Annotated in this window: 13 protein-coding genes and 1 CRISPR repeat array; all 13 genes read left to right on the forward strand. The window is 38.2% G+C overall.

Annotation, left to right across the window (positions count from 1 at the left end; all coding sequences use genetic code 11):
- Window positions 1-1,019: CorA family divalent cation transporter (locus tag M0R21_12995; GenBank protein ID MCK9618738.1), on the forward strand; the 1,019-nt coding region annotated here is incomplete at its 5' end.
- Window positions 1,020-1,021: 2 nt separating this feature from the next.
- Complete coding sequence (locus tag M0R21_13000) at window positions 1,022-2,284, forward strand: hypothetical protein (GenBank protein MCK9618739.1); 1,263 nt, start codon at window positions 1,022-1,024, stop codon at window positions 2,282-2,284.
- Complete coding sequence (locus tag M0R21_13005) at window positions 2,281-3,849, forward strand: hypothetical protein (protein ID MCK9618740.1); 1,569 nt, start codon at window positions 2,281-2,283, stop codon at window positions 3,847-3,849. Before M0R21_13000 ends, M0R21_13005 begins: the two co-directional genes overlap by 4 nt.
- Window positions 3,833-4,912 carry a hypothetical protein gene (locus M0R21_13010; protein MCK9618741.1) on the forward strand — a complete coding sequence of 360 codons (1,080 nt, stop codon included), beginning with the start codon at window positions 3,833-3,835 and terminating at the stop codon, window positions 4,910-4,912. Before M0R21_13005 ends, M0R21_13010 begins: the two co-directional genes overlap by 17 nt.
- A gap of 4 nt (window positions 4,913-4,916) precedes the next feature.
- On the forward strand, window positions 4,917-5,732 hold the full coding sequence (cmr4, locus tag M0R21_13015; GenBank protein MCK9618742.1) for a type III-B CRISPR module RAMP protein Cmr4: 816 nt from the start codon (window positions 4,917-4,919) through the stop codon (window positions 5,730-5,732).
- Between the two features lie 10 nt (window positions 5,733-5,742).
- On the forward strand, window positions 5,743-6,141 hold the full coding sequence (locus M0R21_13020) for a hypothetical protein (protein MCK9618743.1): 399 nt from the start codon (window positions 5,743-5,745) through the stop codon (window positions 6,139-6,141).
- On the forward strand, window positions 6,138-7,064 hold the full coding sequence (cmr6, locus tag M0R21_13025; GenBank protein MCK9618744.1) for a type III-B CRISPR module RAMP protein Cmr6: 927 nt from the start codon (window positions 6,138-6,140) through the stop codon (window positions 7,062-7,064). The genes M0R21_13020 and cmr6 overlap by 4 nt, the downstream gene beginning before the upstream one ends.
- Window positions 7,065-7,202: 138 nt before the next feature.
- The gene (locus M0R21_13030; GenBank protein MCK9618745.1) at window positions 7,203-7,676 is read left to right on the forward strand and encodes a hypothetical protein; all 474 of its coding nucleotides are present in this window, start codon (window positions 7,203-7,205) and stop codon (window positions 7,674-7,676) included.
- Window positions 7,677-8,267: 591 nt separating this feature from the next.
- A complete protein-coding gene (locus tag M0R21_13035) occupies window positions 8,268-8,984 on the forward strand; it encodes a hypothetical protein (GenBank protein ID MCK9618746.1) in 717 nt (238 codons plus the stop codon).
- A gap of 578 nt (window positions 8,985-9,562) precedes the next feature.
- On the forward strand, window positions 9,563-10,573 hold the full coding sequence (locus M0R21_13040; protein ID MCK9618747.1) for a reverse transcriptase family protein: 1,011 nt from the start codon (window positions 9,563-9,565) through the stop codon (window positions 10,571-10,573).
- Between the two features lie 32 nt (window positions 10,574-10,605).
- Window positions 10,606-10,704, forward strand: a complete 99-nt coding sequence (locus M0R21_13045) for a hypothetical protein (protein ID MCK9618748.1) — start codon at window positions 10,606-10,608, stop codon at window positions 10,702-10,704.
- 351 nt (window positions 10,705-11,055) lie between these two features.
- Window positions 11,056-12,030 (forward strand): CRISPR-associated endonuclease Cas1, encoded by a 975-nt coding sequence (cas1, locus tag M0R21_13050; GenBank protein ID MCK9618749.1) that lies wholly within the window; start codon window positions 11,056-11,058, stop codon window positions 12,028-12,030.
- On the forward strand, window positions 12,027-12,347 hold the full coding sequence (gene cas2 / locus M0R21_13055) for a CRISPR-associated endonuclease Cas2 (GenBank protein MCK9618750.1): 321 nt from the start codon (window positions 12,027-12,029) through the stop codon (window positions 12,345-12,347). Before cas1 ends, cas2 begins: the two co-directional genes overlap by 4 nt.
- Before the next feature lie 81 nt (window positions 12,348-12,428).
- Window positions 12,429-13,930: a CRISPR direct-repeat array (repeat unit 36 nt; unit sequence GTTGAAGTAGCTTCATGAGACTTTGGTCACTGAAAC).
- The last annotated feature ends 41 nt before the right edge of the window (window positions 13,931-13,971 follow it).

Genomic DNA, 13,971 nt, shown 5'->3' on the forward strand with positions numbered 1-13,971 from the left:
ACAGGGAATTAGCCGATCATATTTCAATTAATGGATTGCAGGGGACTGCTAACCGCTATTTCGAAGATTTTATGGATTATACTCCCATGTCAAAACCATGGAATGTTTGCCGTTTCATTCGCTCCCTTATCGAAGATCTTTCGCCGGAACTCATTATAGAACCTGTGATAGATGACCGGATGCATGTCGTATCGTGGATTGGCAATAAAGAATATTCAAATAAAATTGAAGCAGGGTTAATGCTAAAAGATGATTATTGGTATCGTTTTCTTTTTGTCGATGGGGGAGATTGCACTTGTCAGAACGATAAGATGAAAAAGGATATTCTGAATTCTCATACCTATTTTCGATGGCAAAAATATGGAAGTTTATATGGCATTAGCCGGTATTCTATGGTTTTTCTTTCCGGAGGGGATGGCTCTGCTCATGATGTTTTCCTTCGGATATTTCGCACCATGTATGCCCGTATGGTAGAAATTTCGCTTATACAACGTGCTTCTATCCTTAAATTTTCTGATGAAGTAACCCACCTGAGTGGGTTAAAGGAGATCAAATCTTCTGAATTGGCCGAATTGATCAGCGATTTCTATAGGGAATACATCCGATTTGTTAACCAGATTTACTTCCGTGAAATCACGGCGCAGGAGCAGGGTATTGAAATGTATGATCTCATTCAGAAAAGGATGAAAATTGAAGAACAAGTAAAAGACCTGGATAATGAGATAGGCGAACTGCACCATTATGCAACACTCCTCGACAATAAAGAACAAAATCGCCGAATGACTGCAATAACCATTCTTGGAGCAATTTTCTTACCTGCAACCCTACTGGTTGGATTGTTTGGAATAAATACCATGCCTGAAAATATTCCTGAGTACTTGTTTGGAGGAGATTTTTACTGGCCTTTTTGGATAAGCATTGCGATTATCATAGTGATGACAGGTACTGTAATTTGGATTATTAATAAAAGATGGAAGCTTGATATTAGAGAATTCTTTAAAACTACAAAAACCATATAATTATGTATAAACTCACATTTACACTCAAACAACACACCCCGCTGATCCATTTCCAGCACGACCAGGATGGGGCTACTCTCCGTGCCACGGAAGTAAAACCGAAGCTGGATAAGTTTATTATGGAGAAACTTTTGAAGGGAGAGGGCAAGTCTCCCGGAAAGGGTTACGATGAATACCGAATTGTAAATGATAAAGAAGAATATTTTGATGTTGGAAAATCTTTTCTCGAATACGCAAAACACCATAAAATTGAATGGAAAGAATGGCTGATCGGAAAAGGGGAACATCCGGCTTTGGATTATAAAATTTTAATTCTTTCTAAAGATAAACATCCTGATAAAATCTATGATATTAAATTGATAACAGAGGCAGATAAAGTTGCTATTACTTCAAAAAGCATATTGTTCTCATTAAGAAGTTTCCAAGAAAATATTGTCAAATTAATAAATGAAAATATTGATGAATTTTTTGTCATTTCATGCTTTGGTAATAGACAAAACAAAGGTTGGGGCGATTTTTTACCAGAAAGTTTGAATAGTCTTGACAAATTTGAAGATGTTCTTATAAAAAGTGGAAAAGCAATCTTTAAAAGCAACAGAACCTTTAATACATTCAATGATGAAACATATAGCCAATTGATGAGGAATTGGAGAATACTAAAGAGTGGAAATAACAATCCATATAAGAAATCTCTCCTCTTTCAATACATGTGTTTTGAAAAAAAGGCTAGATGGGAAAAAAGAAAAATAAAGAAAGCCATTAATGAAGATGATATAAATTTCCCAGAAGGTCTTTTAAATACAAATGGTTTCTATCCTATAGATTGTGTAGAGTATCCAAATGATTCAGATTATTTCGATTGGAACGATAATCCTGATGTGAATTATCCATACCGTTTTATTAGGATTTTACTGGGACTACCAGAGCATTTCGAATTCAGGACTAATGTTGACAGCATAGTCTATCAAGTAATAATGGAATCGAATAATGACATAGAAAGATTCAAAGCTCCAATTACTTTTAAATGGTTTAATAACCATATATATGCAATAGTAGAAGAAATCCCTGACTATATATTTTCAAAGAATTTTTCTTTTAAAGTTCACAAAAAAGAAAGACGAGGAAATAAATGGATAGCATTAAATGCACCCATACCAATAATCCCCAATGGATTAAATACTCCAAAATCATTTAATATGATTAGATTCCTTAATTTATATATTTCTCAAATTGGATTTTCTAAATTAAATTATGTAAAATCATGACTAAATACCTCGCCCTTACCATAGGCCCAATTTACGAAACTTTTGCACAGGTTAAAAAAACACGTGCTGTTTGGGCTGCCAGCTACTTTTTTAGCTGGTTTATGAAAGAACTTACAATACAAACGAATAAAGACGGTTTTAAAATTCTGATGCCTGCCTTGAACGGGGATCAGGTAACTTTCGACAGTCAATACGGTTCGGGTTTGTATGCCGATAGGATTTATTTTGAGCCATCCGGTAAAACCAAGGCCGATCTGGAGAATATTGTCAAAAATATTATAGCTGGTATTGCCAAAGAAATTGATCCAACACGAAAAGAATTGGTTGAGAATTACCTGAAGCAATATCTGAATATTCATATTATGGAAGTTGACATCTCCGAAAAAGGGAAAGTGTTGAAAACCATGAACGACCTTCTCGATCAAAAAGAGCTGATGCAAAACTATGTCTTTGAGATCAGCGAAAATCACCTTATCAATTATCTGGAAGAAAAAGCAAAAGACGGTTTTTTGGCATTGGCTGCATTTGGAGAAAACTACAAAGAGAGAAATTTCAGGTCTGTTTCCGAAATTGCAACTTCCACATTATACCGAAGTGGTGAAAAAACTAAATATATAAAAGCTTTACGCGATGATTTTAAAAGTGAAGATACCGATTTAATAAAAGAATTGGAAGAGCAGAAATTTGATATTTTCCCATACCACAAGTATTACGCGGTAATGTATGCTGATGGAGATAACATAGGAGCCCTTTTGAAAGCAGTTTCTGACGATTTTGACAAACTAAAGGGCTTTTCAAAGCAGCTTTTTGAATTTGGACAATATGCTGAAAAAATAATTGCCGACTATGGGGGAAATGGAATTTACCTGGGCGGTGAAGATATACTGGCTTTTCTTCCGGTTGCCTGTATCAATCAAGGTAAAACAGAAACCAACACCATTTTCCAACTAATCCACGACTTGGATGTGTGTTTTGGGAATACTATTGGTGCTTATGCAAAAGAAAACAAAGTTGAACCGCCAACCCTTTCCTATGGGATAATGATTTCCTATATCAAGCATCCCCTTAAAGAAGCGATGCTCATAGCCCATGAATTAATGGAAAATGTTGCAAAGAAAACACCCTACAAGAACTCTGTTGCTTTACGCCTGCAAAAACACAGCGGACAACACATGGATTGTTGCATCGAAAAAGCGAAAACCTGTAGTTGGAGCTATATCAAAGAGCTGGTTAAGGCATATAGCATAAATATCAACGATGAAAAGAAAACAGAAAGAAAAGCCAATGCCGATTTATTAAGCGGGCTTATCCACCGGTTTAAAGACGATATGTATTTTGAGGTTTTTTCAATTGCGGCAAGAGGGAACCGGCTGGAACCTTTTTTTGAAAACTTTTTTGACGAAAAAATCCACAGAGGTGATGATAACCCTAAAAATATTTTTCTAAAAAAGGTAAGGGAACTTTCGAAAAAAGTATTTAACGATTACCCTGATAATCAAAAATGCAGGGATATCATTTTTACTGTACTACGTTACATCCATTTTATTAATGCTGAAAAAGAATAATGTTATGGCAAATTACCAGATAAAGCTCACCCCTATTGATACCTTTTTCTTTGGCGGTGAAAAACATATAGAAAAAAACGGGAAAATCGAAACCAATTATTTCGTAGAATCAAACCTTTACCCACAACAAACTACTTTATTGGGTTTGTTGCGGTATTATTTGCTGCTGAAAAATAATATTGTTTTTGATGGCAAAAAAATAACTGATAAAATAGAAGCAGCAAGGATTATCGGAGATTCGAGTTTTGATTATAACACCCCACCTCAAGACTATGGCAAAATTAAATCAATAAGTCCTTTGTATTTTCATGGAGATAATCAATGCTTTTTCTATGCACCCTTGGATGTTGATTTCAAGATGACTAATTTTCAATTATCCAAAATGAAAGATGGAAATGATACAAATTACAATGCAAAAGATTTCTACTATGATATTTGCCAACAGGTGATTTCGGATAAGGGTGATAAAAAAAAGCTATCAGTAATTATCGAAGATGCTATGCAGGTAGGCAATGAGAAAGCAGCAAAAGGAGAATCGAAAGAAGATAAATTTTACAAACAAAATTCTAAACGGATGAAATCCGGCTGGTGCTTTTGTTTTGACGCGGAAATTGCCGATAATGCCGGGATTCCTCAAAACGATGCGCTTTTTATTCCCTTTGGCGGTGAAAAATCATTCTTTAAAATGGAAGTTGATAAAAAGGATCCGGTTGCATTTACCCCACCTAAAAATTTTGTGAGGAATAAATCCTATATCCTTTGTATTAGCGACTGTTTTGTTGATCCCGGATTTCTTGAAAAATCAGAACTTTCCGTTAATCGCTATGTGAGCTTCCGAAACCTGAAAAGCAAAGTAAAAGGAACGGAAAAATATAGCGGGTTATCGAAGAATGATCCCGAACAATTAAGCCGTAGCGACCGCTTTAACCTTCTGCAACGCGGATCAATCTTGTATTTTGACAGCAATGAGAAACTTGAAGAAGTTGCTGAAATAATTCAGTCAAAAGAAAACACACATTGTAAAACCATCGGATTCAATCATATTATAACTATAAAAAATTAACAAAATGAAACACGTATTTGAAGCATATTTTATCCAGTGCATTACCAATATGCATGTGGGAAGTGGCGATGCCAATTATGGAGTAGTTGACAAATTGGTTCAACGCGACACTGTTACCGGGTTTCCAACCATTCATCCTTCAAGCCTGAAAGGGGCATTAAGGGAACATTTTGAACAGCAACCTAATTGGAATAAAGGTTCTGATAATATTAACAAAATTTTTGGCAAAGAAGCAATAGGCGGTACCGACAGCGAAACAGGTGAATACAAATTCTTGGGTGCCGATATGGTTTCGTTACCAGTTCGCTGCAATTTTGAGCAGTATGTGCTTGCTGTCAATAAAAAACAGATAGAGGAACTCAACCAGAAATCAAAATTGCTGACAACGAAAGAAATTTTCAAGCTACCTGCTGATGCTTCCAACAAGTTCTTTTATCAGCCGGGTCAACCTGGATATGATTTGTATGCCGAAGATATTAAAATTGAAAACAGCCACAAAGTTGCACATTCTCCTTTGCTTCAGGCAACATCAAATCTATCGGGCTTCGATACCAAATACGCTACCTTCGACAATGAATCTTTTAAAGCCATTACCGCGAATTTGCCGGTTATTGCCCGTAATTGCATAGAAGACGGCACGAGCGACAACTTATGGTACGAAGAAGTGGTTCCTCACCAAAGTGTGTTCCTTACTTTTATAGCTACTACCAGTACTTTAAAAACAGAATTCGAACAAATCCTTTCTGATGGCATTGTTCAAATTGGAGGGAATGCTACCATTGGTTATGGTTTATGTAAGTTTTATAAGATCACCCTTTAAATAATAAACCATGAAAAGGATACAAAACATGATACCCGATGCCATTCAGGCATGTCATGAGATATTACTCGATAACGGAAGAAAAACAGCCATTGACAGAGAATTCAATGGTTATATTTCTTCTTTTGGTGCTTCTGTTATCTCAGCCGGATTACTGCCCAGTATTATTTTTTATTCACAGAAGGGCGATAGTGCCACTGACCGTCCCAAAATAATTCTTTGCATACAGAATATTCTGAGAAAGCATGGTTATTCGAATTTAAATCTTCTGGATAAGGTAAGAACACTTTTTACAGGTAATACAAATCAGGCAGAGATCAGCTTACTTACCGATAAAATATTTGATGCAGCCATAGCCCTGAAACTGGCAATACGTACTTTCCCGAAATCCAAAAAAGAACAGCTATGAGTACATGGGATCAATACCGGGCTCCTAATCTCGGTTTGCTTTTTTACAAACAGATTTACAAAGAATCCGGTATTAAAACAGAACTGAAACATGAAGATAATGAACTGGTCATCAAAGTTACCAAAGATGGCAAACCCAACCCTTTTGATGGGTTTTACAAAGATTTGTATTCAAAACCCCTGAATGCTTTTACAAAAGTGGATAACCCTGCGGCAACAACAGTTTTTAAGCTTACGACCACTTACCCTGGATTACTGACAGGTAGCGGCTATGCACATGATACGGGTGCCACGGGCGATTTTAAAATCGGATTCTTTTTTGATCATACCACCGGGTTGCCTGTAATACCCGGCAGCTCGGTTAAAGGGGTTTGCCGTAGCATTTTCGAAGTTGATGTTGATAAAAATGCCCGAAACCCAAAAAACTTTACGGGTAATAAATCCGTACAGTCTGTCAGGTTTATTTTTAACGAGATTCTTGAAAGATATAAAAACGTTCCTGATTTTGAACACAAAGCTGTGATTGAGAATATCCTTAATGAATTACCAGAAAATGAACCAAGTTCAATTGATAAGCTAAAATCATTAGTCAAAAGTATATTCGGTGAAGATAAAGTGAAGGGCAGTGATATCTTCTTTGATGCTGCACTGGATATTCAACAAAATAATTCAAGACCCTTTCTTGCCAATGATTTTATCACCCCACACAAGCATAAATCAAGAAGAGAACTTGACCCATTTACCAATCCCAATCCTATACAATTTCTTAAAGTTAGATCCGAAATACCGTTTAAATTTAGATTTATTTTTACGAATACGGATGAATGGACAAAAGAAATAAAAAAAATATTTTTTGAGCAAGTTCTGTTGACCCTCGGCATCGGTGCCAAAACCAACGTCGGCTATGGACAGTTTGAACCCTGATTCTTTCTTTTTTAATTTAAACCCGATAATTTATAACATTACTATGCAAAACATAGCTTGTTTTTCTTCCAATCCCTCCCGGTGGGAACACTCATTTAGTACGTTATTTTTTGTTTTTTTAACCTAAAACGGAAAAGTATGGACAATAAAATTGATATCCAGATGACGCAGGAAGTCTATGATGAGGTGATGAAGGCTTTTGCCACCATTAAGGAGAAGATGCCTTTCCTGACCAAGCTTAGTAAAGAGGAAGTTGACAATCTGCTTATAATGGACGAACGCCGTAAGCCCTTTGTTGACAAAGCTCTTGAATATGCTACACGTATTCCCGATATTAATCCCGGTGCCGAATTACTTGCCCATGGTAAAAACGACAATCAGTTACATACCCAACTTACTACTTTGCTGCAGGAAGCTAACAGACTTTCGGAAATGATCACCGACACTCGTCGTCTTGCCGGTGCCGAAGCTTTTGTTCTTGCCCGTTTCATTTACATGGATGCAAAGATGAAGCTGAAGATGAAAGTCCCCGGTATGCAATCAATTGTTGACGACCTGGGTAGGCAATTTGATGCTCAGGGTAATTTTACTGCCAAACCAAAGGCAGAATAAATTTGCTTGCCGGAGGCTGTTTTCTGTACCGGGAACGGAAAATCCTCCGGTAAACGATCTTTTTGAAAAGCTTTATCGTTCTTTATTTGATTTTTACCTCCTATTTTGAAATATAATTTTCCCCTTTGTGGCAAAATTCCTTTTCCTCGATTGCAAAGCCTAAAACCGGATTCAGTATCTGTTAAAAGCCGAAAGCAATCAAGCCTTACCCGATAGAATATCCCGTAAAGCCGAATACATATCTAACAGATTTTGATAGCATATCGGCTTTCATAGGCTCGAATTCAACTTGGAGGCGATAGCATATCGGGTTCCGCTGGCTCTTGACCCATCCGGAGGCGATAGCATATCGGGTTCCGCTGGCTCTTGACCCATCCGGAGGCGATAGCATATCGGGTTCCGCTGGCTATTAACCCATCCGGAGGCGATAGCATATCGGCTTTCACTCGATATAATTCCACCTGGAGGCTAACTACTCGCCTCTTCAGTTATGGGCGATGGCATACGTTTCAAACTTACGAAGATGGTTTGAACAAAATTTTTAAATTAAATATAAAACTTTACATCATCGAATATTAAAATATTTTTATCATGCTCAGTCTGCTTACTTACCAAATAAAGCCTTACCTCCTGATAGGCGAACCCGCCGAATCTTACCTTAAAGCCAACGCCGAATGGATACGCGATGCCATAAACATGCTGACAAACCGCCATCGGCAACAACTTATCAAAGCCGGAGTGGATACATCGCTTTTTCATAATCACGACGAAACCAACAGCCAAACCCGTACCACTTATCCGCTCGTACTTTACCAGCATCATAACGAGATGTTTTTTGTAACCGGTATAAACGAAGGAGCACAGGCTCTTTCGGAACTGTTTGCTATATATCATCAAGCTGTGCAAATAAGCAATACTTTATTGTTAGGTTTCTCCCTTTACAAAGCACAGGAAACGGAGATAGCAAAAAACGGGAAGATGCATACTTACCGTATCCACAACTACCTGGCACTGGATGCCCGAACACATAAACTATATGAACAGGCTTCGGCAGTACAAAAAATACAGTTGCTTGAGCAAACGTTGCAAAAGCATTTTGAAAATGATATGTTCAAATACCTGAATATAGCTGTGGAAAGTCCTGTGGTGGAAATAACGAGGATGAACGCTGAACCGAAATCTATCACTTACAAAACACACCGTTACCTGTCGTTCGATCTTGATTTTTCCGCCGATGTACAATTGCCTGCTTTTATGGCACTCGGTACAGTAAAAGCCTTTGGGTATGGAATGATTGAGATAATTTGATAATTTGAAAATGAGTTAATTTGAAAATGAGCTAATGGGAGTTGAGAGTTAGGAGGCATTTTGAAAAGCAAGATAATAATCCGCCTGATTCGTGTCATCAGTGTTCTATAAATAATTTGATAATTTGAAAATGAGTTAATTTAAAAATGAGCTAATGGGAGTTGAGAGTTAGGAGGCATTTTGAAAAGCAAGATAATAATCCGCCTGATTCGTGTCATCAGTGTTCTGTAAATAATTTGATAATTTGAAAATGAGCTAATTTGAAAATGAGCTAATGGATTAATGATTGAATAAATTGATCAGACTGTGCTAAAAGCCTGTAAAACCTGAAAATCCTGTTATCCTGTCAAGTCTATCGTATCCAGTTCAAATGGCAATCTCTAATTCATGGCGCTCTTTGCGTTTAAATTTTTATAAAACAGAAGGTGCAAAAAGAATTACTCAGAGAACCGCTAAGCCTTCTAAAACCCATTATCCATTAACCGTTAGCCATTAAATAAAATCTGTTAAAATCCGCCCTATCTGTGTCATCAGTGTTCTATAATTTTTTTATCCATCTTATCTAATGTTAAAAATTTATGCTTGATAAAATCCACACCCCAAAAGAACTTGCCGGCTTCCTAATGCTGAAAGAGAAGGAGCTTGTGAAAATTCAACCAGAAACTGCCTATAAGGTTTTCCGGATACCCAAGCCTGGGAAAAGCGAAAAACGCACCATCGAAACTCCTACCGGCATGCTCGAACCCCTGCTTCACCGCCTGTGCGACGGGCTGCAATGGCTTTATCTCGAACATAAAACCGACGCCGCTTTTGGCTTTATCCGTTCGATGAAAAACGATGCCGATAAACGGAACATCTATACCAATGCGCAGCGGCATTTAGGTAACAACTATCTGCTGAATATTGACTTCGACAACTTTTTTTACCAGGTGGACCTAACCAAGGTGAAAAATATCTTTAACGATTACACTATTTTTTCGTTTACACCCGAAACCGAGGATTTGCTTACCCGCCTTGTTACCTTTAGAGGCAGGTTGCCTATGGGCAGTCCTACTTCACCGCCTTTATCCAATTTTGCCACCATACCGCTGGATAACGACTTGCTGAAATGGGCAAGGGGAAACCACATTACCTACACCCGTTATGTGGACGATCTTTCGTTTTCGTCCAACGCATCCATAACCGACCGTCATTACGAACAGATTACGCAATTGTTGCAGACGCATCATTTTGTTGCCGATCCCCAAAAAATAAAATGGTATGGAAAAAGTGATGTAAAGGAAATTACCGGACTTATGGTAGGCAAAACGGTAACCGTTCCTTCCACATTCATTGATGAGTTTGAAAAAGAACTTCAGAAATTGAAAGAGTTATTTGCTTACGCCATGCAATATCCCGATTACCATGTGGTGGAATGGATTGAAAAACTGAAACAGGTGATCCATGGGCGGCTGGCATTTATTCAAATGGTATATGGAAAAGAACATCCGGTATATTTAAAACTGTTGCACCGGTTCGAGAATCTGGATAATGATGCGATGGCAGAGCAGAGTATAAGCTGGCGTTATGCCGGTTATGAATTTCATTAATCATGCGAATCAAGGGTTAAAAATAATAAGATATGGAAATCAATCAAATTACAGAAAAGATCATAGGGTGTGCAATAGAAGTACATAAAAATCTTAGTTCTGGTTTGCTTGAATCAGTGTATGAGGAATGAAAGATATAAATATTAAACTCAGTGGTTCTCTGTGTAATTTAACATATTATGACACGGAGCTACACAGAGGCAGCACAGAGTTGCACAGAGCAGGTTTCAATCCTTTATTCGCATGATTAATTTAACCCTCAAAAAAAGAAGTTATCATGACCATATTAATTTTGATGTGATATTACCAAAGAATGGGAAAAACAAATATTAAACTCCGTGGTTCTCTGTGATCCCGATAGTTATCGGGGCTCCGTGGTTCTCTGTGTAATTAAACATATTATAACACTGAGTTACACAGAGGAAGCACAGAGGGGCACAGAGAGGGTTTCAACCCTTAATTTGTATAAATAATAAAAAATCATGCAGATAGTACTCGATAGCCGCGGATTGCAGTTAAGTGTTCGCAACAAGTGTTTCCTTATCGAAGCCGAAAAAGAATCACGAATCATTCATCCGCAACGGATAAGCAGCATACTGATAACAGCGCCCTGCCGTATGAGCAGTCCTGCTATCATTTTGGCTGCCGAAAGCCAGATACCGGTGGTAATATGTAATACCAGTGGCAAACCCCAGGCAAGACTTTGGTCGCCTATGTTTTTAAATACCTCGTCGCTCAGACGAAAACAATATTTGTTTACCACACATGAACGGTCGCTGGTATGGGCTGAGGAAATAATTAAACAAAAAATACAGGGTCAAACCGATAATTTAGTTTTTGTAGCCGGCAGAAAAAGTTCGCTAAACCCGGAGGTAGAAAAGGCTGTGGACAATATTCATATCCAGCTTGCCAAACTTCATACGGCTGTAGCTACCGATAACTCTGTGCACAAAAAGCAAATTCTTTTTTGCGAAGCCTATGCCGCTGCATGTTACTGGCAACTTGTTGGTACAAAACTGCCCTTGCCATTTACTTTTACCAACCGTGTAAAACGTGAACCCGCGGACGCTTTTAATGCCTGTATCAACTACCTGTATGGTATGTTGCGAAATCAGGCTGAAACAGCCGTGCTGAGCATGGGACTCGATCCGGCACTTGGCGTAATGCACCGCGACGGTTATCATATGCCTTCCCTGGTTTTTGATTTGATGGAACCGTTTCGCCCGGTAATGGACAGGATATTGATAAACGCCATACTCCAAAACCAGATGCCCGACGATATTATTGAAGTACACGACGAAAAATACCGGATTTCAAAAGCCGGGCGTAAGCAACTTATCGGGCTTTTTTATGAAAAACTGCATTCGCGTATGTTGTATAAAGGAATAAGCACAAGTCTGCAAAACCACCTGCTTACCGAAGTTAAATTGCTGACAGAAATAATAAAAAAAGTATGATAGTCAAACACACCTTTTGCCTGCTGATGTACGATATAACCCACGAAAGTACCTTGCAAAAAGTAGCCCGTCAGTTGCAGCAATACGGCTACGAGCGTATTAACTACTCAGTTTGGCTGGGATGGGAAAGCCCGAAGGAAAATCCTGAGTTGAAAAAGAAACTGCAAACCCTGCTCCGGCATCCGCAGGCGGAAGGATCAAGGCTGTACTATATGCCCTTAAAGGCACATACATTAAAAAACATGAAATCCATTACCGGGCATAAACCTTCCGAATTAGATTACTGGCTGGGCGAAACGAAAATTGAATTTTTTTAATGTAATGCATAATACTACGTTTCCATTACGGAAAAAGAATAGCATGATGCTTGTTAATTATAGAATTATCTATACTTTTGTGTTGAAGTAGCTTCATGAGACTTTGGTCACTGAAACTTCAAACCCCAATATAGCGCAGGATTGAAGTCGTTGAAGTAGCTTCATGAGACTTTGGTCACTGAAACTCTTTCAAACCCCAATATAGCGCAGGATTGAAGGTTGAAGTAGCTTCATGAGACTTTGGTCACTGAAACTATATTCCAAAATCTGCATGGAAAAGGTTTCCACCGTTGAAGTAGCTTCATGAGACTTTGGTCACTGAAACATTTTGATGCTCATTTTTGCAGAGCCTGAAATTTGTTGAAGTAGCTTCATGAGACTTTGGTCACTGAAACATTTTGATGCTCATTTTTGCAGAGCCTGAAATTTGTTGAAGTAGCTTCATGAGACTTTGGTCACTGAAACTTCGGAAACACTGTGCCGTCGTTTAAGACGACATTGTTGAAGTAGCTTCATGAGACTTTGGTCACTGAAACTTTTTGTCTGTATCAGAGAGTTCGTCGAATGTTTGGTTGAAGTAGCTTCATGAGACTTTGGTCACTGAAACTTTGATACGGTTCCCTCCTTGTTTATTGAAATAAGTTGAAGTAGCTTCATGAGACTTTGGTCACTGAAACTTTCATTTTCCATTTTTTTTGCAAGTAATGGAGTTGAAGTAGCTTCATGAGACTTTGGTCACTGAAACCCCCAAACTGGAAGTTGTTTTTTTAATATTTTAAGTTGAAGTAGCTTCATGAGACTTTGGTCACTGAAACAAAATCTTAACCTTTTTTCAGCTTCGACTATAGTTGAAGTAGCTTCATGAGACTTTGGTCACTGAAACCTTTCAACCCTTGAAAGAAAGACTTCATCCGGTTCAGTTGAAGTAGCTTCATGAGACTTTGGTCACTGAAACAAAGAAAATTTAGGGTTGTTACCCAACCTGTTGTTGAAGTAGCTTCATGAGACTTTGGTCACTGAAACTTGTTAATTGGACTGCTACAAGCCCAATAATAAAGTTGAAGTAGCTTCATGAGACTTTGGTCACTGAAACATTTTATTGGATTTGTTTTAAGTGAGTCTTTTTTGTTGAAGTAGCTTCATGAGACTTTGGTCACTGAAACCTTCACTCCCTCTTCCGGTTCAGGGAGACCTGTCGTTGAAGTAGCTTCATGAGACTTTGGTCACTGAAACAGACTGTCCGGAACCAAATACACGTTTACTATCAAGTTGAAGTAGCTTCATGAGACTTTGGTCACTGAAACTTAAAAAACCAGCTTCTACTTGGCTCCAGGTATGTTGAAGTAGCTTCATGAGACTTTGGTCACTGAAACCATTCTTCAACATCGTTGGCGGTATAACCAATTTGTTGAAGTAGCTTCATGAGACTTTGGTCACTGAAACCTTACTGCGGTGAGAACTACTGTTACAGTAACTGCGTTGAAGTAGCTTCATGAGACTTTGGTCACTGAAACTTTAGTAGAGAATGGCTTGGTTAAACAACCATCGTTGAAGTAGCTTCATGAGACTTTGGTCGCTGAAACTCAACCCCTCCCTAACCTCCCCGAAGGGGAGGAGTACATTT

The organism is Lentimicrobiaceae bacterium (assembly GCA_023227965.1).
Taxonomy (GTDB): domain Bacteria; phylum Bacteroidota; class Bacteroidia; order Bacteroidales; family JALOCA01; genus JALOCA01.

What these genes read in the sequence shown, in the direction of transcription:
- M0R21_13000 (MCK9618739.1), top strand. Translation starts at nt 1,022, where the DNA reads ATGTATAAACTCACATTTACACTCAAACAACACACCCCGCTGATCCAT.
- M0R21_13005 (MCK9618740.1), top strand. Translation starts at nt 2,281, where the DNA reads ATGACTAAATACCTCGCCCTTACCATAGGCCCAATTTACGAAACTTTT.
- M0R21_13010 (MCK9618741.1), top strand. Translation starts at nt 3,833, where the DNA reads ATGCTGAAAAAGAATAATGTTATGGCAAATTACCAGATAAAGCTCACC.
- cmr4 (MCK9618742.1), top strand. Translation starts at nt 4,917, where the DNA reads ATGAAACACGTATTTGAAGCATATTTTATCCAGTGCATTACCAATATG.
- M0R21_13020 (MCK9618743.1), top strand. Translation starts at nt 5,743, where the DNA reads ATGAAAAGGATACAAAACATGATACCCGATGCCATTCAGGCATGTCAT.
- cmr6 (MCK9618744.1), top strand. Translation starts at nt 6,138, where the DNA reads ATGAGTACATGGGATCAATACCGGGCTCCTAATCTCGGTTTGCTTTTT.
- M0R21_13030 (MCK9618745.1), top strand. Translation starts at nt 7,203, where the DNA reads ATGGACAATAAAATTGATATCCAGATGACGCAGGAAGTCTATGATGAG.
- M0R21_13035 (MCK9618746.1), top strand. Translation starts at nt 8,268, where the DNA reads ATGCTCAGTCTGCTTACTTACCAAATAAAGCCTTACCTCCTGATAGGC.
- M0R21_13040 (MCK9618747.1), top strand. Translation starts at nt 9,563, where the DNA reads ATGCTTGATAAAATCCACACCCCAAAAGAACTTGCCGGCTTCCTAATG.
- M0R21_13045 (MCK9618748.1), top strand. Translation starts at nt 10,606, where the DNA reads ATGGAAATCAATCAAATTACAGAAAAGATCATAGGGTGTGCAATAGAA.
- cas1 (MCK9618749.1), top strand. Translation starts at nt 11,056, where the DNA reads ATGCAGATAGTACTCGATAGCCGCGGATTGCAGTTAAGTGTTCGCAAC.
- cas2 (MCK9618750.1), top strand. Translation starts at nt 12,027, where the DNA reads ATGATAGTCAAACACACCTTTTGCCTGCTGATGTACGATATAACCCAC.